Here is a 23,916-nt window from a genome sequence, read left to right as displayed (position 1 = left end):
GTGACGCGGTGGTGCCTGTATGGCCGTGGTGCCCGTAAGGCTGTGACGCCGTGACGTTCGTATGGCCGTGGCACCCGTAAGGCTGTGACGCGGTGGTGCCCGTAAGGCCGTGGCGCCCGTAAGACCGTCACGCCCTGACGTCCGTAAGGCCGTGACCCCGTCAGGCCGCGACCGGCAGCCGCCGGAGCCGGACCATGCGCAGTGGGTCCGAGGGGTGGTCATGGCTCAGCTCCCAGCCCTGGGCGCGCGCCGCCTCGACGACATAGCCCGCGCCCACACCGCGGTACGCGCGCACGGGGATGTCGTGCGGGCCCGGCGGCGGGGCCTTCTTCGCCTTCTGGGCGGCCAGCTCCTTGCTGGTCCAGGAGGCGATGCGCTGGTCCACCCGGGCCCGGTAGAAGGCCGCGTCGCCCTCGTGCCGCAGCTCCGGGAGCGTCACGCACCAGGCGGGCCACACCGCCACGTTGTCGCCGAACTTGTCGATCAGGCTGAGGAAGCCCTTCTCGAAGCCGGGGATGATCGTAAAGATCTCGGCCACGAGCGCGAAGGCGATGAAGCAGAGGAAGAGCACCACGAGCAGCGCCCACCACAGCGGCAGGAGCAGCACGGTGAGCACGAACCGGATCAGCAGCGAGAAGGCCGGCCGTGGGGGCAGTGGCCCCCAGGAGTCGTCGTGATGCACGGGAACGTGGTCCTCTCGCGGCTTCATCAGGGGGCCTACGGGCCGCCGGGCGGCTGCTCCGCCCCGGCGGCCCGTGCATTGTGCCAGCCGGTCACTTCTCGACGGCGTCCAGGGCGTCCGCGAGCCCGGCGCCGTAGAAGCCGTTGTACCGCTTGCCGCCCTCGCACACCGCGTCGACCGTGCCGTCGCCGTCGATGTCGTACGGCGTCGGGCAGGCGATGTCATCGGCCTCGGCCTTCAGCAGCGCCTTCACCCGCCACGGGGAGGCGTGCGGATGGGTGCTCTTGATGAGCGCCGCGACACCGGCGACATGCGGCGAGGCCATCGAAGTGCCCGCCATGTAGCCGTACTGCCCGCCCGGCAGAGTGTTGTAGATCAGGCCGCTGGTGGCCGGGGGCTCCGGCTTCTGGTAGGCGGTGCTGTCGCCGCCGGGGGCCGCGATGTCGATGATCCCGAGGCCGTAGTTGGAGAACGAGGACTTGAGCCCCTTGGCGCCGGTCGAGGCGACCGTGACCACGCCCGGCAGCTGGGTCGGGATGTCCAGGCAGACGCTCGGGTCCACGTCCCGGTCGCCGGGGGTGGTGTCGTTGGGGCTGGAGGGGTCGGTGATGGTGTCCGAGGTCAGGTCGTAGTTCTCGTTGCCCGCCGCGGCCACATTGACCACGCCCTTGCGCTCCGCGTACGACGAGGCCCGGCGCACCGCCTCGACCAGCGCCTTCTGGTCCGGGTCGGTGGTGCAGTTGAAGTACCACGGGTCGGTGTAATAGCTGTTGTTGGTGACGTCCACGCCGTGTTCGGCGGCCCAGATGAAGCCGCAGACGACCGCCTCGGTGTAGAAGAACCCGGCGGTCGTGGACACCTTGATACCGGAGACCTTGACGCCCGGGGCCACACCGGTGACGCCGATGCCGTTCTTCGCGGCGGCGATCTCACCCGCGACATGCGTACCGTGCGGGGACTCCTCGGCGGTCGGCCGCCAGGCGCCGTCGGCGGTGTCCGGCTTGCCCGTCACACAGTTGACGGACGCCTTACGGTCGAAGTTCGGCGCCAGATCGGGGTGGGTGTCGTCCACTCCGGTGTCGATGACCCCGACGGTGACGTTCCGGCTGCCCAGGCTCTTCTCATGCGCCTTGTCCGCCTTGATCGCCGGCAGATCCCACTGGAGCGGCGCCAGCGGGTCCTGCCCGGCCCCGGCCTTGGCCGCCACCGCCTGCCGCTCCTTCTCGCTCAGCAGCTTCGGGGCGTCGACGTCGTCGGTGGACTGGGCGGGCAGCGGGGCGGTGCGGGTGTTCCCGGCGGAGGCCACGCCGCGGACCTTACGGACGGTCTCGGCGAAGTCCGGGTTGGCGGAGTGGGCCACGATGACGCCGATCCGGTCGTAGGACACGACGACCGTGCCGCCGGCCTGGGCGATGGCCTTGCGGATCCGGGACGCGTCCTGCCCCGGGCGGGTGTTGACGACATAGCTCAGGGACGGGCCGTCGGCCGTGGTGGCCGTGGCGGCGTGGCCGTCGTGTCCCAGAGCGGTGGCGGTGGTGGGCAGGAAAGCCAGCGCGGTGGTGAGCGCCATGGCGGCGGGTATCGCGGCGGTGCGCAGCGGCAGGGAGGTGCGGCGCGGCGTCATGGGTACTCCGGTTCTCTCGATGTGCTCGATGTGGGTGAGAAGGCTCTGGGCGGACGGCCGGGCTGGACCGACAGCGTTCCGGACCGGGGGCGCGGACGCGCGCTCAGCGCGCCACTCGGGGGACGCGGAGCCCCCGGGCGCGGGCGGCGGTCCGGCGGGCCGTGTCAACGGCCGTGGTCCGGCCGGGGTCATCCGCACAAGCGAATGCGCGCGCCCTCATGGCGCGGATCCCGCACGCCGCCTCGATGCCCCGGGACGCCGCGGGACCGGGACAGAGGCGGCGGGGAGTGGCGAAGGGGTGGTGCGAAGCCGACGGACCGTCAAAAGTCCGCCGTCCGGGTCTTGGAGGGGCCGATCTCAGATGAGCCATGGGATCTCCACTTCATCCGTACGGGCCGCCCGGACGCTTCCGCGTCTGGGCGGGTACATGACGAAGGAAGCTATCGCTGATCAAGGTCGAACATCAATGCATTCCGGAAGAAAACCCGCCACAGTACCCGGAGCCGATCCCTCCCCCGAATTCTTATCCGTCTTTCAATCAACCGGCCCCTGTCGTACAGGTCCACGTCGCCCTACCATGCGTGATCTGGATCACCCTCGCCGCCGTATTCATCCCCGTGACCCACTCACCAGGAGAGACCGTGGATACCGCACCGGCCAACGATCGCCCCGACGATCAACGGCAACTTGACCGTTCCTCCTACGCCGAGGTGCAAGCGAGCGCGGAGTTCGGCGAACTGCGCGGTGCCCACCGCTCGTTCGCCTTCCCGCTCACCATCGCGTTCGTCAGCTGGTACCTGCTCTATGTGCTGCTGTCCAACTACGCGGACGGCTTCATGGGCACCAAGGTCGTGGGCCACATCAACGTGGCCCTGGTGTTCGGTCTCGCCCAGTTCCTGACCACCTTCCTCATCGCCTGGTGGTACTCCCGGCACGCCGCCACCAAGCTGGACCCCCGTGCCCAGGCGATCAAGTCCCGTCTGGAGGAGCGTTCATGAGCCCCTCTCTGCTCGCGGCCGAGAGCGCATCGGACAACCGGCCGCTGATCGTCACGCTCTTCGCGGTCTTCGTCCTGGCCACCCTCGCCATCACCGTATGGGCGGGCCGGCAGACCAAGGACGCCACCGACTTCTACGCCGGCGGCCGCCAGTTCTCCGGCTTCCAGAACGGCCTCGCCATCTCCGGCGACTACATGTCCGCGGCGTCCTTCCTCGGCATCGCCGGCGCCATCGCGCTCTCCGGCTACGACGGCTTCCTGTACTCGATCGGCTTCCTCGTCGCCTGGCTGGTCGCCCTGCTGCTGGTCGCCGAGCCGCTGCGCAACTCCGGCCGCTACACGATGGGAGACGTCCTCGCCTACCGGATGCGCCAGCGCCCGGTGCGCACCGCCGCGGGCGTCTCCACCATCGTCGTCTCGATCTTCTATCTGCTGGCACAGATGGCGGGCGCGGGTGTGCTGGTCTCCCTGCTGCTGGGCATCACCAGCGAGGCCGGGAAGATCCTCATCGTCGTCCTGGTCGGCGTCGTGATGATTCTCTACGTCACCATCGGCGGTATGAAGGGCACCACCTGGGTGCAGATGGTCAAGGCCGTGCTGCTGATCGCGGGCACGCTGCTGATCACCTTCCTGGTGCTGCTGAAGTTCGACTTCAACATCTCCGACCTACTGGGCGAGGCGGCCAAGAACAGCGGCATGGGAGAGTCCTTCCTGGAGCCGGGGCTGAAGTACGGGATCAACTCCACCACCAAGCTGGACTTCATCTCGCTCGGTATCGCCCTGGTCCTGGGCACCGCGGGACTGCCGCACATCCTCATCCGCTTCTACACCGTGCCCACCGCCCGGGCCGCCCGTAACTCGGTCAACTGGGCCATCGGCATCATCGGCCTCTTCTACCTGATGACCATCGCGCTGGGCTTCGGAGCCGCCGCGCTGCTGGGGCACGACGACATCATCGCCTCCAACAAATCGGGCAACACCGCGGCCCCGCTGCTCGCCGAGGAGATCGGCGGCGGACCGGACTCCACCGGCGGTGCCATCCTGCTCGCGGTGATCTCCGCGGTGGCGTTCGCGACGATCCTGGCCGTGGTCGCCGGACTCACCCTCGCCTCCTCGTCCTCCTTCGCCCATGACCTGTACGCCAACGTGATCCGCAAGGGCGAGGCGACACAGAAGGAGGAGATCTCGGCGGCGCGCTGGGCCACCGTCGGCATCGGCACCGTCGCCGTCGTCCTCGGGGTGTTCGCACGAGATCTCAACGTGGCCGGACTCGTGGCGCTCGCCTTCGCGGTCGCCGCCTCGGCAAACCTGCCGACGATCCTCTACAGCCTGTTCTGGAAACGGTTCACCACCCAGGGCGCGCTGTGGTCGATCTACGGCGGACTGATCTCCTCGGTCTTCCTGGTGCTCTTCTCGCCCGTCGTCTCGGGCAAGGAGACCTCGATGTTCCCCGACGTGGACTTCCACTGGTTCCCGCTGGAGAACCCCGGACTGATCTCCATCCCGCTGGGCTTCCTGCTCGGCTGGCTGGGCACCATCGTCTCGAAGGAGCAGCCCGACAAGGAGAAGTACGCCGAGCTCGAGGTCCGCTCGCTCACCGGACACGGCGCCCACTGACCGGTCCCACCCACCCGTGCGGCCCCTCCATGTCACACCTGTCACGTACGCTGCGAGACAATTGAGCAGTGCATCGCACACCAACCGTGGAGGGGCCGCCACCATGCTGATCGACACCTATGGTCGCGTAGCCACCGACCTGCGTGTCTCCCTGACCGATCGCTGCAATCTGCGCTGCACCTATTGCATGCCGGAAGAGGGCCTTCAATGGCTCGCCAAACCGGATCTGCTCACCGACGACGAGATAGTGCGGCTGATCCGGATCGCCGTCACCGAGCTCGGCGTCACCGAGGTGCGCTTCACCGGCGGTGAGCCACTGCTGCGCCCCGGTCTGGTCGGCATCGTGGAGCGCTGCGCGGCTCTCGCCCCGCGCCCCCAGATGTCGCTGACCACCAACGGCATCGGGCTGGCGCGCACCGCCTCGGCCCTGCGCGACGCGGGCCTGGACCGGGTCAATGTCTCGCTGGACACCTTGCGTCCCGAGGTCTTCCAGGCCCTGACCCGGCGCAAGCGCCATGACGATGTGCTGCGCGGCCTCGACGCGGCGCGCACCGCCGGGCTGACCCCGGTGAAGGTCAACGCGGTGCTGATGCCCGGGCTCAACGACGACGAGGCGCCCGATCTGCTCGCCTGGGCCGTGGAGAACGACTATGAGCTGCGCTTCATCGAGCAGATGCCGCTCGACGCCCAGCACGGCTGGAAGCGCGACGGCATGATCACCGCCGGAGACATCCTGACCAGCCTGCGCACCCGCTTCACCCTCACCGCCGAAGACGGGGGGGAGCGCGGCTCCGCGCCCGCCGAGCGCTGGCTGGTCGACGGCGGCCCGGCCCGGGTCGGCGTCATCGCCTCGGTCACTCGCCCGTTCTGCCGTGCCTGCGACCGCACCCGGCTGACCGCCGACGGACAGGTGCGCACCTGTCTGTTCGCGCGCGAGGAGTCCGATCTGCGCGGAGCGCTGCGCTCCGGCGCCCCGGACGAGGAGATCGCCCGGCTGTGGCGGCTGGCGATGTGGGGCAAGAAGGCCGGATCGGGGCTCGATGACCCGTCGTTCCTCCAGCCGGACCGGCCGATGTCGGCGATCGGCGGCTGATGGCGCCCGGGGCGGGTGGCCGGTGGCTGACGCCCCCGGTCGGGCGGCCGGTGGCCTTCGGGTCAGTGGTCGGCGGCCGACCACTCCTCCAGCGTCACCACCTCCTTGAGGAAGCCCCGCACTCCGAGGAACTCCGACAGATACTCGCGGTGTTCCTCGCAGGCGAGCCAGGTCTTGCGCCGCTCCGGGGTGTGAATCTTGGGGTTGTTCCAGGCCAGCACCCATACGGCGGGGGCGTGGCAGCTCTTGGCGGAGCAGATCACGGTGTCGGTCTCGTCGGCGGTTTCGCGGGTGTTCACACCGCAGACTGTACGGAAGGCGCCCCGGACATGGCGACGCCGGGCAGCCACGGGGGGAGCCGCCCGGCGTCGGTCCGTCGCTCCGACGGGGGATGCGGAGCGCGTACGCAGTATGTCACGAGGGATAGGGCCCGGTGCACCGGTACTGCACTATTGATCTGAGGTTTTCTTGAGCTTATGGAATCGTGGCAGGTCAGCCGCGCTCGCCGCGTCCAGGTTCGCTGATATGTCCGACGTCCTCCGGGACGGATTCCGCCCCGTGGGGGTCCGTCGGCTCCTCTCCGCGCCCGGCGATCAGCATCGGACGGGGCGGGGCCGGGACGAAGGTGGTGGGCAGCGAAGTGACGTTCTCCCGGCCCGCGTTGGCGACCACGACCGCGATGTAGGGCAGCACCACGCCCAGCACCAGAGCCACGATGGCCACATGGCGCTCCACGTTCCACAACACCGCCGCCAGCACAACCGCGATGGTCCGCACCGACATCGAGATCACATAGCGCCGCTGCCGGCCGCGTACGTCATCGGCCAGCCCCTGACGCGCTCCGGTGATCCGGAAGACTTCCGCATCGCCGTGCTTCCGCATCACGTTCCACCACCCGATCGCCGAGCGGGCTTCCCCCGCTCTGGGACGTACTCAACGTTACGCCGCGTCTGCTGTCGGTTCGAGACCGGGGCACCCTGATGGGTGCCGTCTCCCGCTGCGCCAGAAGGCGTACCGGCCCTCCGGCGTGCGCCGTACCCGAAGTGGTCAAACACTGGAAGGGATGTGCATCCCCTCGCCGTGTGTCAGGGAGGCGACATGAACTGGCTGTGGGCGATCGTCGTGGGCCTGATCCTCGGTGTGATCGCCAGAGCGATCCTCCCCGGCAAACAGGCCATTCCCCTCTGGCTGACCTGCGTCTACGGCATCCTCGGCGGAATACTGGGCAACGCCGTGTCGGGGTGGATCGGGGTCCGGCACACCGGCGGCTTCGACTGGATCCGGCATCTGCTCCAGCTCGCGGGGGCCGTGTTGATCGTCGCCCTGGGCACTCCGCTGTGGCAGACCATCCGCGGCGGCCGACGCAGACGTGGTGCGACCAGGACCTGAGCCAGGGCGGCGGACGGTGCGCATGGTGGACGCGCACCGGCCGCCGACCCGTGGTGTGACAAGGGCGGGCTACACCCCGCGCACCTGGGCGATCTTCCGCCCGGCCTTGAGGTAGACCGTGCCGGAGCCCGGCGCCGCCCCGGTGCCCGCCAGCGTCTCCGCGACCACCTCGGCCAGCGGGCGCACCGCCTGGGCCTCGGGAAGCACCACCGACTCCTGGCCGCCCTCGGTCTCGATCACCAGCCGCAGCCCGTTCTGCTTGGCGACCCGGCGGGCGGCCGAGGCGCTGGGCTGAAACGCCAGCACCTTGCTCAGCACGGTCGCGATGGACTCGGCACCGTGCTCCCCGGCGTCGACCACCGGTGTCTCGACATCGGTGAAGCTCTTCTTGGAGAACTGGGCGACGAAGCCCGCACGGGCCGCCATCGCCTTCTCGACGCCGTACAGCGCCGCCACCACCTCACCGGCCAGGACCTTCTTCAGATCCATCGGGTGCAGCGAGCGGTCCCCCACCCGGGCGACCGCGGCGGCGATCTCCGCGTCCGTCCACTCGGTCCATGCCTCCAGGTACGGCTTCATCAGCCGGTCCGGAATCGACATGATCTTGCCGAAGACATCGTCGGCGGTCGCGGACAGCGCGACATAGTTGCCCTTGGACTTGGACATCTTGGCGCCGGTGCCGTCCGTGCCCTCGATCAGCGGCATCGTGACCACCAGCTGCGGACGCTGCCCGCGCAGCTCCATCAGCTTGCGGCCCATCTGGAGGTTGAGCAGCTGATCCGCGCCGCCCAGCTCCACATCGCACTCCAGGGCCACGGAGTCGAGGGCCTGCGCGATCGGGTAGAGCAGCTCGGACATGGTCAGACCGGAGCCGGCGGCCAGCCGGTTGCGGAAGTCCTCGCGCTGGAGCAGCTGGGAGACCGGCACCTGGGAGAGCAGCCCCAGCAGCTCGGGGAAGGTGAACGGCGCCAGCCACTCGCTGTTCTGCCGCAGGCTGACCCGCTCGAAGTCGAAGAAGGGCCGGACCTGGTCCTGGTAGCCCGCGAGGTTCCGGGCGATGTCCTCGTCGGTCAGCGGCGGGCGCTCCGCCGTACGGCCCGACGGGTCGCCGATCTTGGCCGTGAAGTCGCCGATCAGCAGCGTGACGTCATGCCCCATGCGCTGGAAGCGGCTGAGGATGATCATCGGCACCACATGGCCGAGGTGCACATCGGCGGCCGTCGGGTCGATGCCCAGCTTGATGGCCAGGCCCCGGCCCGCGCCGCGGCGCTCCTCGATCCGCTTGGCCAGCTCCTCCGTACCGGGCAGGATCTCGACCGTACGGGACGCGATCAGCTCGGCCTGCTCCGTCGGCGACAGGTCCGTCAGATCGAGATAGCGCCGCGAGCCCGTCTCCTCGAGCAGCCGCTCGACGGTCTTGTCGGAGGAGAGGTCCTGGGTGAGGAGCTCGCTGGCGCGGGCGACGGATTCGCCGAGGCGTGTCATGGCGTTCCTGGGGATAGAAGTGACGGATATCGATTCGTTCCGGATGGGCGTGGACCAGTCTATTCGGCTCCTTCACACCCCCTTGCTGACCGAGCTCATATTGAAGTCCGGGATGCGCAGCGGCGGCACCGCGGCGCGGTTGAAGTAGTCGCTCCACTCCCGTGCCAGCGTCCGCTCGGTGCGGCCCGCCTCGGTGGCGCGGGCCAGCAGATCCACCGGCGACTCGTTGAACCGGAAGTTGTTCACCTCGCCGACCACCTCGCCGTTCTCCACGAGATAGACCCCGTCCCGGGTCAGCCCGGTCAGCAGCAGCGTCGCCGGGTCGACCTCGCGGATGTACCACAGGGAGGTGAGCAGCAGCCCCCGCTCGGTGGACGCGACCATCTCCTCCAGCGAGCGGGTGCCGCCCGCGTCCACGATCAGATTGTCGACCGTGGGGGCGAGGGGCAGCCCGGTGAGGGCGGCCGTGTGCCGGCTGGTGATCAGCTGCTGGAGCACCCCGTCGCGGATCCAGTCGGTGGCGGTCAGCGGCAGACCGTTGTCGAAGACCGACACATCGTCCCCGGACGTGTGCGCGATCACGAACGGCGCCGCCTCCAGCCCCGGCTCCGCCGGGTCGCTGCGCAGCGTGAGCGGCAGCTCGGACAGCTTCTCGCCGACCCGGGTGCCACCGCCCGGCTTGCTGAAGACCGTACGGCCCTCGGCCGCGTCCCGGGCCGAGGAGGACCACAGCTGGTCGATCAGCAGATCGGCCACGGCGGTCGGGGGCAGCAGCGTCTCGTAGCGGCCGGCCGGCAGCTCGATCCTCCGCTCGGCCCAGGCGAGCCGCCGGGCGAGCTCGGCGTCGATCGCGGCCGGGTCCACATCGGTGAAGTCGCGGGTGGCCCGCCCGGCCCAGGCCGAACGGGGTGCGGCCGTGCCGGAACCAGCGGATTTGGCGTTGACCTCGAGCGTGCCGGTGGGCTGGTCATGGCGCAGCCGCAGCCCGGTGGAGGTGCCCAGATAGCTGGAGACCAGCTGATGGTGGGCGAATCCGTACAGCTCCCGGCCGCCCGCGCGGGCGGCGGCGAAGGACTCGCCGAGGGCGGGGGCGAAGCCGGCGAACACCTCGGGGGAGGTCGTGGCGGGGGCGTCGGTGAAGCCGGGGGAGACCGCCGCACCCGGATCCCGCTCCACCAGCGGCTGGGCGTCCTCGGCCGGCTCCGACTCCCGCGCGGCCGCCTCGGCGGCCCGGACCAGCGGCTCCAGCTCCTCGGCCGTGACCGCGGACCGGGACACCACACCCGAGGCGGTGCCCCGCCCGCCGTTCACGGTGGCCACGACGGTCAGGGTGCGGCCGCGGGTGACGCCGTTGGTCGTCAGAGCGTTGCCCGCCCAGCGCAGATTGGCGGTCGAGGTCTCGTTCGCGATCACCACACAGCCATCCGCACGGGACAGCTCCAGGGCGCGCTCGACGATCTCATGGGGCTTCACACTCATCGTCCGGCCTCCTGGGTGGTGTTGAGGATGTTGACGCCGCGGAACAGCGCCGACGGGCAGCCGTGCGAAACCGCCGCGATCTGCCCCGGCTGGGCCTTTCCACAGTTGAAGGCGCCGCCCAGGACATATGTCCGCGGGCCGCCGACGGCCGTCATCGAACCCCAGAAGTCGGTGGTGGTGGCCTGGTAGGCGAAGTCGCGCACCTGCCCGGCGAGAGCGCCGTTTCTGATGCGGTACGCCCTTTGGGCCGTGAATTGAAAGTTGTACCGCTGCATATCGATCGACCAGGAGCGGTCGCCGACCAGATACAGACCGTTCTCGACGTCCCCGATCAGCTCCTCCGTCGAGGGGCCGCCGGGGGCGGGCTGGAGCGATACGTTCGCCATCCGCTGCACCGGCACATGGCCCGGCGAATCGGCGAAGGCGCAGCCGTTCGACCGTTCGAAACCGGTCAGCCGGGCGATCCGGCGGTCCAGCTGATAGCCGACGAGCGTGCCGTCCTTCACCAGATCCCAGGACTGGGCGGCCACGCCCTCGTCGTCATAGCCGATGGTGGCCAGCCCGTGCTCGGCGGTCCGGTCCCCGGTCACATTCATCACCGAGGAGCCGTACTTCAACTTCCCCAGCTGGTCGAAGGTGGCGAAGGAGGTGCCCGCGTACGCCGCCTCGTAGCCGAGCGCGCGGTCCAGCTCGGTGGCGTGGCCGATCGACTCATGGATCGTCAGCCACAGATTGGACGGGTCCACCACCAGGTCGTACGACCCGGCCTCCACGGATGGCGCGCGCATCTTCTCGGCGAGCAGCTCCGGGATCTCCGCCAGCTCGGTGTCCCAGTCCCAGCCGCCGCCCGCGCCGGGGTCCCCGGTCAGATACTCCCAGCCGCGCCCGACCGGCGGGGCCAGGGTGCGCATCGAGTCGAACTCCCCGCTGGCCGGGTCCACGGCCACGGCGGTGAGCTGCGGATGGAGCCGCACCCGCTGCTGGGTGGTCACGGTGCCCGCCGTATCCGCGTAGAACTTGTTCTCCTGCACGGTCAGCAGCGACGCGTCCGCATGCGCCACCCCATCGGCCGCCAGCAGCCGCTCGCTCCACTCGCCGAGCAGCCCGGTCTTGTCGGAGTCGGGCACGTCGAAGGGGTTGATCTCATAGGCGGAGATCCACGTCTTCTCGGCGTGCACCGGCTCCGCCGCGAGCTCCACGCGCTCATCGGACCCGGCCGCCTCGATCACCTTGGCCGACAGCTTCGCCATCGCCACCGCCTGCGAGGCGACCCGCGCGGCGGCGTCCATGCTCAGGTCCACGCCGGACGCGAACCCCCACGCCCCGCCGTGCACCACCCGTACGGCATACCCCAGGTCGGTGGTATCGGCGGCGCCCGAGGGCCTGCCATCCCGCAACCGCCAGCCGGCACTGCGCACCCGCTCGAACCGGAAGTCGGCATGCGCGGCCCCCAGCGCACGAGCCCGAGCGAGAGCCGCATCGGCAAGCGCCCTCAGGGGCAACGCGAGGAAGGACGGATCAATCTCGTGCGGCACGGGCGGCTCCTCTTCGTCGCGTACGTGGCGTGGTGCCCGTCGGCAGTGAACCATGTGGCTGGGGCCTGGGGCGCGGCAATTGCCGCTGCGGCGTCGGGCCTGCGCACCCAGCCCTGGGCCTTCGTTCGCACCGCCCTGGGCCCCTCAGTCCGGGCCGCCCGCCGCTCCGGTCCGGCAGCGGCGCGCACGGACCGGCGAACAACGGCCGCCCCGGTTGCCCCGGGGCGGCCGAATGGAATGGTTACGCGTCGAACTCCTCAGCCGTGAGACGGCCGATGAACGCGTCCCACTGGCGTATGGAGAAGGCGAGTTGTGCTCCGTGGCGGTCCTTGGAGTCCCGTACGTGGACGGTGCCGGGCGTGGCGGCCACCTCGACGCACATGCCGCCTTCGCTACTGCTGTAACTGCTCTTGAACCAGGACAGGTTGACGTGCTTGTCGCTCATATTTCTCCCCGCAGCTTCTCGATGAGCTCCAACGACTCACGTGGCCTGAGAGCCTGTGCTCTGATGATGCCGTAGCGCTGCTCGATTTCTCGGACTGATTTCCGGTCCGTGAGCAGCCTGCTGATGCTCTGGGCCTCGACGTAGGCCATCGTCTGCCGCCCTTTCGGCTCCAGCAAGGCCAAGGGACCGGCGGTTCCGGCGTGATCGTCCACGTTGGTCGGCATGACTTGAAGTTCCACGTTCCGCATCTGGCCAACGTGCAGCAGGCGTTCCAACTGCCCGCGCAGCACCGTCGCACCGCCGTAAGGGCGGCGCAGTACCGCCTCCTCGGTGACGAAGCTCATGAGCGGGGCCGGTTGCCGGGAGAGGAGTTCCTGCCGGGCCAGCCTCGCGGACACCAGCCGCTCTATGGCCTCCTCCTCCAGTAACGGCCGCTGCATATTGAGCACCGCACGGGCGTAGTCCTCGGTCTGGAGCAACCCGTTGACCACCAGGCATTCGTACGCGTGGAACTCGACCGCCTGTGCCTCCAGCCGTGCCGCGCCCCGGAAGAACGCCGGGAGCTGTACGTTGGCGACTTCCTCCCTGGCCGCCCGCAGCACCCCGAACGCCCCCAGCGCCTCGTCCGCCGCGTCCAGGAAGTCCGGCTGCGGCACCCGGCGTCCCTGCTCGACCGAGGAGACCTGCTCCTCGCTGTACCCGATCGCCTCCCCCAACTGTGCCTGCGTGAGCCCAGCCCGTTCGCGGAAGAGCTTCACCTGCCTGCCGATGCACTTGACGATGTCACCCGCCATGGCCCACCCACCTCCTTGCGCGAGAACGCGCCCCTTTCCCTCGGCGTCACGGCGGTCCTCCCGTACGGACACCCACCGTGCCCGTACCGCGACCCCGCGTACCCGCCGCCCGTCTGGTCAGGCTAGGCACGCTTCGCCACGCTCGGTGACGTGAATGGCGAAAATCCCCCTGGCGGTACGTTCGAGATGTTCTTCACCTCTTCCCGGCGCGGTGCACGGCTCGCCCGGCGCCTGGTCGTCCGCAGACTGGAGGAGTGGGGCATCCCCCGGGACAGCGGAGCCTCGCAGAGCCTCGCGCTGATCGCGGGCGAACTCGCGGCGAACGCCGTGAGTCATGGGCACGTGCCCGGCCGCCGCTTCCATCTGCGGCTCAGCGTGCAGCCGCCGCCCGACCGGGAGGGCCATCGCGCCCCCGCCTCGGCCCGGATCGAGGTGTCCGACGCCCGTGACGAGCAGCGCCCGGTGCTCCGGGACCGGGACGACGAGGCGGAGTGCGGGCGCGGGCTGCTGCTCGTGGACGCGCTCGCGTCGAAGTGGGGGGTGGCGGAGCGGGGCATCGGCAAGACGGTCTGGTGCGAATATGCTCTCGCGTCCGAGGAGTGCCGGTCGCGGCAGGTCGCGGGAGACACGGGAGCCGGCGATGCGGGATGATGGAGGCACAGACGAGCAGGTTCACCGTGGTGAAGGAGCGTCGGCCGTGGAGTACGGGCGTCTACGGGAAATCGCGGAGCGGCTCGCCGAGCACGCCCCGGACCCGTTCCGGGGCTATGAGATCAGTGGTGACGAGATCGTCATGATGATGTCGCCCTCGCGTCCGCACGAGTTCATCGCTCTGCGTATCCGCCAGCAGCTTGACCAGCAAATCCCATCTTTTCTGGTCGCTCACACGGGCGGTGAGGTGGAAGACGCCTCTCTTGGGAAACTTCGTCGCCCTGATCTGATCGTCGTTCCAGACGCGGTGTTCGCCGAGAATACGATGGCGCCGTTCCACCCTCGAGATGTCGCCCTGGTCGCCGAGGTCGTCTCGCCGTCGAATCACTCCACCGACTACGTCGAGAAGATGCACGACTACCCGGCGATGGGTATCCCTCTCTATCTTCTCGTCGATCCACGGAAGGGCACCATCGCGGCCCTGTCCGATCCGGGCCCCGGGCTCGGCGGGGAGGGCCCCCGTTACCGCACCCGCAGTGATTACGCCTTCGGCGACGAGGTGACCATCGGTGACTGGACCCTCGCCACCACGGACCTGCGGACCTATCCCGAGGACCGCTGATCGCCGTCGGCGGCCAGCAGCCGCCCGCCCCACTCGGCGATCAGCCGGGTCTTGTGGGAGTCGGCCGCATCAAGGGGATTGACCTCGTCTGGGTCCGTCGGCAGTGAATCATGCGGCTGCGGGGTCGGAATCCCCCTGGGGCGGGGCCGCAAGATGCCGCCTGCGGTCGGCGGCGCGCGGGGAGCTCACGGTAGCCCGCGCGGGTCAGCTAACCCACGATCATTCGATCTCGATGTGTGATGCTGTTGACTGATCGAAGTACGAGACGCGCCAGGTCTCGTCGAGTTCATCGCGCAGCCGACGAGCCAACCTATTCCCTCGTTCGACGAAGTCTTGCCCAGCTGCCTCTGAAGCGAATCCGGAGGTTATCGGGTCATCTCGGTTGTACGTCGCCTCGTACTCGTCCCCCCAGCGATCCAGACCCTCGATGAGTCGTTTGCTGAGCGGAAGCGAGTCAGGGGCTACGTTTTCCAGCCGATGTTCAGTGATTACCCATACCGGATAACACTCATAATCTGCTGAGAGACGCACTGTGCGCAGCGCCCCCGCCGCGCCGGAATTCCGTCATTCGAACACAATGAAATCTTCCAGAGCTGCTCGCAGCCAGTCTGCGAAGCCCTCAAAACTTCCCCGCTCTTCATGGCCCGGAGATGAAAAGTCGTGAACGATGCACACCTTGCCGTTTTCCAGATCCCAGCACGCAACATCGTCGTTGTCTTCCCGGCGCGCAAAAGGGACGAGGGCTCTGTCTGGGAAACGCTCTTTTAGGCCCGAATTCCTTGCGCGTAGGTTCTGTCCCTCCAGCAACCACCACGGCTCGAGGCTCGTCAATCCTGACTCTGCGGCTCGGATGAAAATATCCGGGTAGGTGAATCCATTTGGTAGTTCTGTGGGTGAGAGGATATCTAGCATTCTAATCTCCTTGCCATCCCGTTACATCTGATCCCGATGGATAAGTGTTTCTGTACCCAGAGTTCTGCTTTCCGATTCTGGCGTCGATTGCTTCCCCCCATGTGTCAGGTGTGGCTTTCCGGGTATGGAATCGGCCGCTCTCCCGAATTTCATCCGGGAGGGGAGCGTCGTAATCGTGTATACGAGCTTGAATCGGGGTGTCAGTGTATCGTGCCGCCAGTACTCGAGTGTTATCTATGCTGGTGAGGCCGCCGTCAGGCATGCGAATAACATCTATCGGGCCACCCTGCCAGCCATTGTTGGCCATGCTCTTTATTATCTCATCCGCCCCGGTTACGGAGCTCTGGCTAAAACGGACCGACGTTGCTGAGACCTGTTGCACACATTCATCAGGTGCAAGTCCGAGGGGATCGGCCCCAACGTGCGGGGTGGGCACGTAAGTATTGGGGTTAGGGGCCGGTATGAGCCCAAGAGGGTCCGGTGAGGCGTAGCGCGCCGTCTCCGGGTCGTAGTGGCGGAAGTAGTTGTAGTGGAGGCCGGTTTCCGGGTCGGCGTATTGGCCGGGGAAGCGGAGGGGGCAGTCGGCCGAGCCGGGTGGGGCGGGGAGCGGGGTGCCCCACAGGGTGGTGCGGTGCTGCCAGGCGAGGGTGCCGTCGGGGGTGACCAACTCCGTGGGGGTGCCGACCAGGTCCGTGATGATGGCGTGGAAGCGGGCGTCGGTCTCGTCGTGCTCGGTCTGGGTCAGGGGGCGGTGGGTGTCCGGGGCGTAGTCCCACGTCAACGTCGTGCCGTCGGCCGCCGCCGTCTGCTCCGCCAGGCGGGTGCCGTCCCAGGTGAAGTCGATTCGGTCGGCGGCCGTGCCGTCCTCCGCCAGCCGCTGCTTGGCCGTGCGGCGGCCCAGGGGGTCATACGCGTAGTGCCAGCGGTCGCCGTCCGGAGTTGTCGCGTCCGTCAGGCGGTCTTCCGCGTTCCAGGTGTAGGTCCAGGCACGGGTCTGGCCGTTGAGGAGTTTACGGGTGCGGCGGATCAGGCGGCCCTGGGCGTCGTGTTCGTACGACGTGCGGCCCGCGCGGTGGATCACCGTGCCGGTGAACTCCCGGTCGCCGGACGACTCATGACCCGGGGCCGTGGCATGCGTCAGGTTGCCCGCCGGGTCGTAGGCGTAGGTCTCGGTCCAGCCGTGGGCGTGCACCGCCGTCACTCGGCCGACCGGGTCGAGGTCGAAGCGCCGGGTGCCGGACGTCAGCTCGCGGATCTCGGTGAGGTGGTCGTCCGGGCGGTAGGCGTACGCCCGGTGTTGCAGCAGCCGCGCCGCGCCGGATGCGTGGGTCAGGGCCTGGGTCGTCAGGCGGTCCAGGGCGTCCCACGCCTGGGTCAGGGTCACATCGGCGCCGAAGGTGCGTGTCGTCTCGCGGCCCGCCGCGTCGTAGGCGAAGTGCAGGGAGTTGTCCGCCGTGGTGAGGGACGTGGGGCGGCCGGCCGCGTCGTACGTCCACGCCGACCGCAGGCCGCTCGGGGTGATCCGCTCGGTGCGGTTGCCCGCCGCGTCATACGCGTACGACGTCGTACGACCGCCCACCGTCTCGGTCAGAACGCGCCCCCGCGCGTCATACGTACGGCTCAGCTCCGTGTCCGGGTTCGCTGCCCGTGTCAGACGGCCCGCCGCGTCGTACGCGAACGTCGTCTCCGTGCCGTCGGCCTGGCCGACGATGCGCGTGGCGACCGTGCGGCCCAGCGCGTCACGCGTGTAGGCCAGGGCTTCGCCCGCGCCGTTCGCCCGGGATATCAGGCGGCCCGCCGCATCGTGCTCGTACGACAGCGTGCGGCCGTTGAAGTCGGTTTCGGAGGTGAGCCGCCCGGCCCCGTCATAGGCGTAGGTCCAGCTCAGGCCCTGCGGATTGGTCACCGCCGTCAGCCGCAGCTCGGTGTCGTACGCGAAGGCGTACCTCGCCCCGTCCGGGTCGGTCCGCGTCGCCGGGAGGTCGAAGTGGGTGTGGGTGTGGCGGGTGGTGTTGCCCGCCGGGTCGGTGTGTTCGGTGAGGTTGCCCTCGGCGTCCCAGGCCCAGGTCTCGCGGGTGCCGTCGGGCCGGGTGCGCCAGGCGGGCTTGCCCTCGATGGTCCAGCCCTGGCGGGTGATATGGCCCAGGGGGTCGGTGACGCGGGTGATCCGGCCGTGGGTACCCCGGCGGACGGTGGTCGTGTTGCCCAGGGCGTCGGTGACCTCCACCGGCAGGCCCGCCGCGTCGCATACGACATGAGTGGTGTGGCCCAGCGCGTCGGTGACCGAGGTCGGGTTCCCCGACTCGTCGTACGTGTAGTGGGTCTCGGCGCCCGCGGGGTCCGTCGTCCGGACGCGGTTGCCCCGTTCGCCGTAGGCGTGGCGCCACACGGCGCCGTCCGGCTCGCGGACCTCCAGCGGCAGGCCGTACGCGTCGTACATGGCCGTGGCCGCCGTGCCGTCCGGGCGGTCGACGCGGATCAGATGGCCGGAGTCGTCGTACGTGTAACGCGTGGTGTGGCCCAGCGGGTCGGTCACCGAGAGCGGTCGACGGGCCGGCCCCGGATCCCATTCGGTGCGGGTGGTGTGCCCCAGGGCGTCGGTGCGGGCCACCGCCCGGTACGCCTCGTCGAAGACATACGTGACGCGGTGGCCGAGCGAGTCGGTGTAGACGGTGGTGCGGGACGCCTCGTCGTAGTGGAAGCGGCCGGTCATCATGTCGTCCGAGCCGATGGTGCGCAGCACCCGGCCCCGGTGGTCATAGACGTACCCGAAGCTGGTGCCGTTGCGGTCGGTCCATGAGGTGACGCGGTGCTGGTCGTCGTAGGTGAACCGCATCGGCTCGGCGGCGGAGTTGAAGACCTCGGTCAGGTCGCCCGCGGCGTTGTAGCCGAAGGAGACCAGCGTGGTGCCCTCCCCGCCGCCGACGCCCAGCAGCCGCAGCCCCGTGATGCGCGACAGCTCCGGATCGGTGTCGATCGCGATGCGATACCCACCGGAGTGGGCCACCTCGCGCGGGGTGCCGTCCTCGTCATACGTGAAGGTGATGGACCGGCCGTTGCGGTCCTCGACCGTCTCCAGGGGCAGCTCATTGCCACCCAGGACAGCCAGCGGAGCGAAGCGCAGCGTGCGGCCCTGCTCGGGCACCTCGATCCGCATCGTGCCGCCCGCCGTGCCGTCCCAGCGCAGCGGCCAGCGCGGGCCCCGCGCGGGGTACACGTCCTCCCCGGGCGTCGGCACCCCGTAGCGCAGCACCATCCCGTCGGCCGTGACGAATACGATCCCGTCCGCGTCCAGCTCCAGCCGCTGGTCGAGCGTGGCGGCCCAGGTGCGGCCGAACCAGCCGCCGCAGGTGTGCCCGGAGACGAAGGTGCGCTCCAGGACCAGGGGGAGCGCCCCGGGCAGGGTCACGTCCGTGGCGGGCAGGACCATCTCGCCGGTGGCGACGTCGACCGGGTCGTCCTCGCAGTCCCGGTCGTGGGTGTGGCGGTCGTGGGTGCCCTCGCTGTCCGCGCGGCGGGACGCCTCGCCGTCCCGGCCCAGGGCCTGCTTACGGACCGCCAGCCGCTGGGCGGCGGTCCTGCCGGTCTGGAGCCCCTTGCGCAGGGCGCTCGCGCCGCCCGTGGCCAGGGCGAGCAGCAGCGACGGGGTGATCTCGCCCGCCGCGCGCAGCGGGTCCTTGGACCACATGTCCCAGTTGGTGACCGCCTTCGCGAACTCCTTGGGGTGCTGGGCCGCGTACGCCGCGCCGTCCGCCATACCGGCCAGCTGCATCGCGAAGCCCTTGGCGTCGCCCTTGAGGAGCGAGGCGGGGAGCTCGGCCGCGCCCAGGATGCCGTGGTGGACCTTCCACAGCCCGTCCTTGAGGCCGTCCCCGACCTTCTGCCAGTTGCTCGGCTTGTCGGGGGCCTTCTCCGCCGCCTTGTCGATCTTCTTCTTCGACGCGTCGACGACCAGCTGCAACTCCTCGATCAGCTTGTCCAGCCGACCGATACACCCCTCCATCGAGGAGATGCCAGGATCGGTCTCCGAAGGCTTCTCCGGCAGCTGCTCATCGCCGCGCGTCACCGCGTCGTTGTACGCCTCGACCTTCTTGTTGTGCGCCTTGGACGCCGCCCGTGCCGCGTCCGCGTCCTCGATGATCGGCTCACAGCGCTTCTGCACCGACCGCAGCTTGGTGGCGTACGCCGCCAGCGCACTGGCCGCATGGGTGAACTGGTCATGGCCGGAGGTGAGTTCCTTCGGCAGCCGGTCGACCGACTTCCGGAACTCGCTCGCGCCCTTGCCCGACCAGTCCGCCAGGTCCAGCGGTCTCAGCTTGTCCTTGCCGTCCTGGAAGGCGCCCGCGTACGCGCGCAGCTCCACCACCAGGTCGTCGATGTCGTCCGGGTTGCCGGGGATCAGGTCCTTGGGCTTGGCGTCGACCGGTATCCGTATCTGCGGGGCCCGCCCCGCGTCCGGATCGCCCATCAGGACTCGTCCTCGTATTCACTCAGCCACTTGCGGGTCATCTTCGACAACGCCGAATCCTCCGGGCGCTTCTCCATCTCCGGCGCGCCCACGTGCTCCCAGGACCACTTGGCCGCCCCGCCCGAGGGCAGCTTGGCCATGTTCTCGTCCGAGGGCCAGAAGTCCTTCACCCGCAGCAGATCAGCCAGCATGTATCCGGCTATCGCCTCGTACAGCCGCTCCACCACCACATCCGCGTGATCCGCCAGCTCGCCCATGCCGAAGCCCCACGCCTCGATGAACCCCTTGCCGGACTGGAGGAGTTCGGGCGCGCCGCAGTGCTGGAGATAGGCGGTCAGCTTCTCCTGGCCGTTCTTCACCGACCGGGCCCCGACCACCGACTCCTCCAGCGGGCTGATCAAGCCCTGCACGGAGGCGATCTCGATCTTGTAACCGTCGGCGCCCTCATTGCCGCCGTATTTGCCGTCTTCGCCGCCCTCGCTGGGGGCGCGGTTCGCATTCCAGGCGTCAGGATCCGCCACCGTCGGCCCTCTCCTCGGGGTCTTCCGCTTCCTGGCCTCGCGCTTGCCGGTGCTCCGTTCCGGGGTCCTCCGTTCCGGGGTGCTCCGCGCCGGGGCCCTCCGCGTCGCGCAGCGTCCGCGCGTCCAGCAGGAAGGGGCGCTCACCCAGGGGATCCACCAACGCCCGTACGCCCTCGGGCAGCAGACCCACCAGGTCCTCGGCCGTCGTGGACGCCCAGCCGCACGCCCCCGCGAAGCGCGCGAGCCCTTCGAGCGAGGTGAAGACCGGCACGAACGGGCCGTCTTCGGCGGTCTCCGAGACCAGGAAGCCCGGGTCCTCGGGCCGCTGGAAGTACAGCCGCGCTCCCCGGAGGGCCGCCCATTTCTCCGGCTCCGACATCCGCGCGGCGGTCTCCTGGCGGACGAGGTCCGCCAGCGTTGTCCTGCCGCCCTGACCAGGCGGCCTGCCGCCCCCTCCGCCAAACATGAGGGCTATCTTCACACAGTTGGCCGACACCACGGGTGACCGGCACGCGGCTCGGTGTGATGAGACGACAGGGCCGCCCCGGTTGTCCGGGACGGCCCCTGGAGAGCGTTCCGCGCGGGGTCAGATCCGCGCGGTCCACCGGCCGGAAGTCACCCGGCGCCGCCGAGCCACTTCAGCCCGTCGAGCAGGAACCGGTTCTGCGTCGCGCTGTCGAAGGTGGACGACAGGGGGGTGTTGTGCTCGTAGTCCATCGCGTTGTGCCCGAAGTTCGCGTACAGCATCTTGTACTTGCTGTTCGTCCACAGGATCGGGTAGTAGCCGTCGTACCAGGTCTGGTTGGGGTCGGTGCCGAGCGGGAAGCTGCTCGGGTCGACGGAGGCCAGGATCTTGATGTCCGGGTTCTGCCGGAGGTCCTTCGACCAGCTGTACCACTCGCTGACCGACGAGGTGAAGGTGGCGGGCAGCGCCTTGGTGGACGGGTGGGTGCGGTCCTCGACCCGCAGGGTGGCCGTGGTCGGCCCCCAGGTGTTGGACTTGAAGTTGCCGCTGCCGAGGAACTGATCGTGGTACCAGGGCCAGTTCTGCGCCTCGGTGGTGAAGGCCGCCACATGGAACCCCATCCAGGCGCCGCCCGCACGCATATAGCGCTCGAACCCTGACCGCTGGGCGGCGGTCTGCGGCAGGTCGTCCAGGAACAGCACTACCTTGTAGCCGTCGACCCTGCCGTCGGCGAGCTGGTTCCAGTCGTTGCTCGCCGTATAGGTGAAGCCGTTCTGGGCCGCCTGCTGGGGGAACCAGTCGTTCGCCTCATGGACGAAGTTGATGTGCGCGGCGTCCCAGGTCCCGTTGTAGAGGGCCAACACCTTGAACGGCGCTGCCGCGCCGCGCGCCGTCGCGTGGACGGGCGCCACCGCCAGCCCCAGCAGCGTGGCCAACAGCACCAGCAGCCGGATGGCCACGGATGGCGTCCTGAACGATCTGATGTCTCCGCTTTTCCGCATGCGTGCTCCTCGCTGTAACGGATGATGCCGCTGTCACGGGTGGGGGAACTGGACACTGACGGCCCATGCCGACACGGCTGCGGAGCGGGTTGTTCACCACCGCAGAGTCACGGCTTTCGCAGCTGGGCGATGCGTGAACTTAAAGGTCTGAACCAGACTCGTCAAGAGTTAAGGCAAGAGTTGAAACAAGGGGTGAAGCAAGGGGCGCCGCCCGGTGTGGGATCCGGTGGGGCGGCTCGGGGTGCCGGAGCGGCCGTGCCCGGCCTCAGGCGTTGCGTTCGGCGGCGCGGGCGAGGCTCTGTTCGATGCGCTCCAGGACGTCGATGGCCTCGGTCTGCTGATCCGGGGTCAGATCGTCGGTGACGCCGCGTTCGAGCTCCGCCCAGATCTGTTCCACCTCGTGGCGCAGGGCGAGGCTGGCGGTGGTGGGTTCGATGATGGTGACGCGCTTGTCGTCGGCGCAGGGGCAGCGGCGGACGAAGCCGGCGTGCTCCAGGCGGCGGATGGTGCGGGTCATGGTGGCGGCGTCGGAGCCGAGCAGGCGGACCAGGTCGGTCTGACGCTGGGGGCCGCGGTCCCAGAGCTGCATCATGACCAGTTCCTGGCCGGTGTGGAGGCCGACGCGGCGCAGCAGCTGCCCGGCGAGCATGCGGTGCAGACGGGCCACCCGGAAGATCGCGTGACTCATGGCGCCGGCCCGGACGGAGGCCGGCATCGGCGCCCCGGCCGCCGCTGTCGCGGCCTCGGCCGGCTCGTTCCCGGCCATGTGTCTCGGCTCGCTCATACGCCCTTCGCCGTCTCTCGCCGCGGTTTGTAGCTGCTCGAACAGGGACCAGCCTAGCGCGGCTCCTTGTGGACCGGATGGAGGCGGGTGTTCGGATGTCACCGCCCCAAGTGCGCTCGTGGTGACGCGGCTCACAGTCGCCCGGGAATGAGTTGCCATCACTTATTTGTTCGGGCAGGTAATTGGTCCCCGCGCCGTGCGGCGGCCTCCGTTGGACAAGGAAAGTGATCATGGCGACGGCATTCGACCCGTACGACCTGAGCGGCACCCGCCTGACCAACCGCATCGCGATGGCCCCGATGACCCGCAGCCGCGCCCACGGCCCGGGAGCGAGCCCGACGGATCTGATGGCGACCTACTACGCGCAGCGGGCGAGCGCCGGGCTCGTCGTCACCGAGGGCATCCAGCCCTCGGTGGTCGGGCAGGGCTACCCCGACACCCCCGGTCTGCACTCGGCCGACCAGGTCGCGGCCTGGCGGAAGGTGACCGAAGCCGTGCACCGCGAGGGCGGGGTGATCTTCGCGCAGCTGATGCACACCGGCCGCATCGGCCACCCCACCCTGCTGCCGGACGGCCTGGTGCCGGTCGCCCCGTCCGCGGTGGCGCCGCGGGGGCAGGTGTTCACCCATGAGGGCCCCAAGGACTTCATCACCCCCAGGGAGCTGACCGAGGCCGAGATCGTCCGGACCGTCGAGGACTTCGCGGCCGCGGCGCGCAACGCGGTCGCCGCCGGGTTCGACGGGGTGGAGATCCACGGGGCGAACGGCTATCTGGTCCACCAGTTCCTCGCCTCCAACGCCAACCGGCGCACCGACGCCTGGGGCGGCTCGGCCGACGGCCGGATCCGCTTCGCGGTCGAGGTGGCGACCGCGGTGGCCGAGGCCATCGGCGGGGACAAGGTGGGCTTCCGCCTCTCACCGGGCAACCCCTTCAACGACATCGCCGAGGAGGGACTTCAGGAGACCTACGGCGCCCTGGTGGCGCGGCTGGCCCCGCTGGGCCTGGCCTATCTGCACCAGATGGAGGCGCCGGGCGTACGCGACCTGACCGTACGCCTGCGCAAGGAGTGGCCCGGCACCTTCATCCTCAACCCGTTCACCGGCAGCGAGCCCACCGGGCCCGGTGAGCTGAAGCTGGTGGAGGACGGCACGGCCGACCTGATCGCCTTCGGCGCGCTGTTCCTGGCCAACCCCGACCTTCCGGCCCGCCTCGCCGCCGGCGGCCCGTACAACACCCCCGACCCCACCGCCTTTTACGGTGGCGATCACCGCGGCTACACCGACTACCCGGCCCTCGGCTGAATCCGCTGATCCGCGTCCGCGCGAGTGAATCCGCGCCTGCGTGAGGCGAA

General features: G+C 69.4%; 22 protein-coding genes and 1 pseudogene. 7 read left to right on the top strand and 16 right to left on the bottom strand.

All coding sequences use genetic code 11. The annotated features are described in order from the left end of the window. Positions 1-160: 160 nt before the first annotated feature. Together NQU54_RS21025 and NQU54_RS21020 are read right to left on the bottom strand one after the other, a co-directional pair. Positions 161-682 carry a hypothetical protein gene (locus tag NQU54_RS21025; RefSeq protein ID WP_257632396.1) on the bottom strand — a complete coding sequence of 174 codons (522 nt, stop codon included), beginning with the start codon at positions 680-682 and terminating at the stop codon, positions 161-163. A gap of 91 nt (positions 683-773) precedes the next feature. After that, positions 774-2,306, bottom strand: a complete 1,533-nt coding sequence (locus NQU54_RS21020) for a S8 family peptidase (protein ID WP_257632395.1) — start codon at positions 2,304-2,306, stop codon at positions 774-776. Between the two features lie 641 nt (positions 2,307-2,947). Between NQU54_RS21020 and NQU54_RS21015 the strand changes: the two genes are divergently transcribed. The 3 genes from NQU54_RS21015 to moaA all read left to right on the top strand — a co-directional run bounded on the left by NQU54_RS21015 (position 2,948) and on the right by moaA (position 6,013). Further along, positions 2,948-3,304, top strand: a complete 357-nt coding sequence (locus NQU54_RS21015; RefSeq protein ID WP_069874613.1) for a DUF485 domain-containing protein — start codon at positions 2,948-2,950, stop codon at positions 3,302-3,304. Beyond that, positions 3,301-4,920: a monocarboxylic acid transporter gene (locus NQU54_RS21010; RefSeq protein WP_257632394.1), complete on the top strand. Its 1,620-nt coding sequence runs from the start codon at positions 3,301-3,303 to the stop codon at positions 4,918-4,920. The genes NQU54_RS21015 and NQU54_RS21010 overlap by 4 nt, the downstream gene beginning before the upstream one ends. A gap of 103 nt (positions 4,921-5,023) precedes the next feature. Further along, positions 5,024-6,013, top strand: coding sequence for a GTP 3',8-cyclase MoaA (moaA, locus tag NQU54_RS21005; RefSeq protein ID WP_257632453.1), 990 nt, complete (start codon positions 5,024-5,026; stop codon positions 6,011-6,013). A 62-nt stretch (positions 6,014-6,075) separates the two neighbouring features. Here moaA and NQU54_RS21000 read toward each other — a convergent pair whose 3' ends face one another. Further along, entirely contained in the window at positions 6,076-6,312 is a 237-nt protein-coding gene (locus NQU54_RS21000) for a hypothetical protein (protein ID WP_257632393.1), read from the bottom strand. A gap of 193 nt (positions 6,313-6,505) precedes the next feature. Continuing rightward, a complete protein-coding gene (locus NQU54_RS20995; RefSeq protein ID WP_069874623.1) occupies positions 6,506-6,895 on the bottom strand; it encodes a DUF3099 domain-containing protein in 390 nt (129 codons plus the stop codon). 216 nt (positions 6,896-7,111) lie between these two features. Here NQU54_RS20995 and NQU54_RS20990 point away from each other — a divergent pair, with 216 nt between their 5' ends. Then, positions 7,112-7,402, top strand: a complete 291-nt coding sequence (locus tag NQU54_RS20990) for a GlsB/YeaQ/YmgE family stress response membrane protein (protein WP_257632392.1) — start codon at positions 7,112-7,114, stop codon at positions 7,400-7,402. A gap of 69 nt (positions 7,403-7,471) precedes the next feature. Here the strand turns inward: NQU54_RS20990 and tyrS are convergent, their stop codons facing one another. The 5 genes from tyrS to NQU54_RS20965 all read right to left on the bottom strand — a co-directional run bounded on the left by tyrS (position 7,472) and on the right by NQU54_RS20965 (position 13,140). Next, positions 7,472-8,887: a tyrosine--tRNA ligase gene (gene tyrS, locus NQU54_RS20985; RefSeq protein ID WP_257632391.1), complete on the bottom strand. Its 1,416-nt coding sequence runs from the start codon at positions 8,885-8,887 to the stop codon at positions 7,472-7,474. A gap of 72 nt (positions 8,888-8,959) precedes the next feature. Beyond that, a complete protein-coding gene (locus tag NQU54_RS20980; RefSeq protein ID WP_257632390.1) occupies positions 8,960-10,366 on the bottom strand; it encodes a TldD/PmbA family protein in 1,407 nt (468 codons plus the stop codon). Beyond that, complete coding sequence (locus tag NQU54_RS20975; RefSeq protein WP_206332029.1) at positions 10,363-11,901, bottom strand: TldD/PmbA family protein; 1,539 nt, start codon at positions 11,899-11,901, stop codon at positions 10,363-10,365. Before NQU54_RS20975 ends, NQU54_RS20980 begins: the two co-directional genes overlap by 4 nt. 241 nt (positions 11,902-12,142) lie before the next feature. Then, on the bottom strand, positions 12,143-12,346 hold the full coding sequence (locus tag NQU54_RS20970) for a DUF397 domain-containing protein (protein ID WP_257632389.1): 204 nt from the start codon (positions 12,344-12,346) through the stop codon (positions 12,143-12,145). Beyond that, positions 12,343-13,140, bottom strand: a complete 798-nt coding sequence (locus tag NQU54_RS20965) for a helix-turn-helix domain-containing protein (protein WP_099013327.1) — start codon at positions 13,138-13,140, stop codon at positions 12,343-12,345. The genes NQU54_RS20970 and NQU54_RS20965 overlap by 4 nt, the downstream gene beginning before the upstream one ends. Positions 13,141-13,290: 150 nt before the next feature. On the opposite strand from NQU54_RS20965, the gene NQU54_RS20960 reads away from it, so the two are divergent. After that, on the top strand, positions 13,291-13,791 hold the full coding sequence (locus NQU54_RS20960; protein WP_308408499.1) for an ATP-binding protein: 501 nt from the start codon (positions 13,291-13,293) through the stop codon (positions 13,789-13,791). A gap of 46 nt (positions 13,792-13,837) precedes the next feature. Next, positions 13,838-14,413 (top strand): Uma2 family endonuclease, encoded by a 576-nt coding sequence (locus NQU54_RS20955; RefSeq protein ID WP_093699813.1) that lies wholly within the window; start codon positions 13,838-13,840, stop codon positions 14,411-14,413. 219 nt (positions 14,414-14,632) lie between these two features. Here the strand turns inward: NQU54_RS20955 and NQU54_RS50650 are convergent, their stop codons facing one another. From NQU54_RS50650 to NQU54_RS20925, 7 genes and pseudogenes are all read right to left on the bottom strand, one after another. Further along, positions 14,633-14,944: an immunity protein CdiI family protein gene (locus NQU54_RS50650; protein ID WP_502362204.1), complete on the bottom strand. Its 312-nt coding sequence runs from the start codon at positions 14,942-14,944 to the stop codon at positions 14,633-14,635. Between the two features lie 33 nt (positions 14,945-14,977). Further along, entirely contained in the window at positions 14,978-15,325 is a 348-nt protein-coding gene (locus NQU54_RS20950; RefSeq protein WP_257632388.1) for a hypothetical protein, read from the bottom strand. Between the two features lies 1 nt (position 15,326). After that, on the bottom strand, positions 15,327-19,793 hold the full coding sequence (locus NQU54_RS20945; RefSeq protein ID WP_257632387.1) for a putative T7SS-secreted protein: 4,467 nt from the start codon (positions 19,791-19,793) through the stop codon (positions 15,327-15,329). Then, positions 19,793-20,314 (bottom strand): hypothetical protein, encoded by a 522-nt coding sequence (locus tag NQU54_RS20940; RefSeq protein ID WP_257632386.1) that lies wholly within the window; start codon positions 20,312-20,314, stop codon positions 19,793-19,795. Before NQU54_RS20940 ends, NQU54_RS20945 begins: the two co-directional genes overlap by 1 nt. Further along, on the bottom strand, positions 20,301-20,693 hold the full coding sequence (locus NQU54_RS20935; RefSeq protein WP_257632385.1) for an SseB family protein: 393 nt from the start codon (positions 20,691-20,693) through the stop codon (positions 20,301-20,303). The genes NQU54_RS20940 and NQU54_RS20935 overlap by 14 nt, the downstream gene beginning before the upstream one ends. A gap of 242 nt (positions 20,694-20,935) precedes the next feature. Beyond that, a pseudogene (locus NQU54_RS20930) lies at positions 20,936-21,781 on the bottom strand (ThuA domain-containing protein); the annotation flags it as partial. A 265-nt stretch (positions 21,782-22,046) separates the two neighbouring features. Further along, on the bottom strand, positions 22,047-22,496 hold the full coding sequence (locus tag NQU54_RS20925) for a MarR family winged helix-turn-helix transcriptional regulator (RefSeq protein ID WP_079153817.1): 450 nt from the start codon (positions 22,494-22,496) through the stop codon (positions 22,047-22,049). A gap of 299 nt (positions 22,497-22,795) precedes the next feature. On the opposite strand from NQU54_RS20925, the gene NQU54_RS20920 reads away from it, so the two are divergent. After that, the gene (locus NQU54_RS20920) at positions 22,796-23,866 is read left to right on the top strand and encodes an alkene reductase (RefSeq protein ID WP_257632384.1); all 1,071 of its coding nucleotides are present in this window, start codon (positions 22,796-22,798) and stop codon (positions 23,864-23,866) included. Positions 23,867-23,916: the final 50 nt, after the last annotated feature.

This window comes from Streptomyces malaysiensis subsp. samsunensis, assembly GCF_024519315.1.
GTDB classification, from domain to species: domain Bacteria; phylum Actinomycetota; class Actinomycetes; order Streptomycetales; family Streptomycetaceae; genus Streptomyces; species Streptomyces malaysiensis.
The sequence above is the reverse complement of the archived record's forward strand: the minus strand, read 5'-3'. Positions and strand labels throughout refer to the sequence as shown.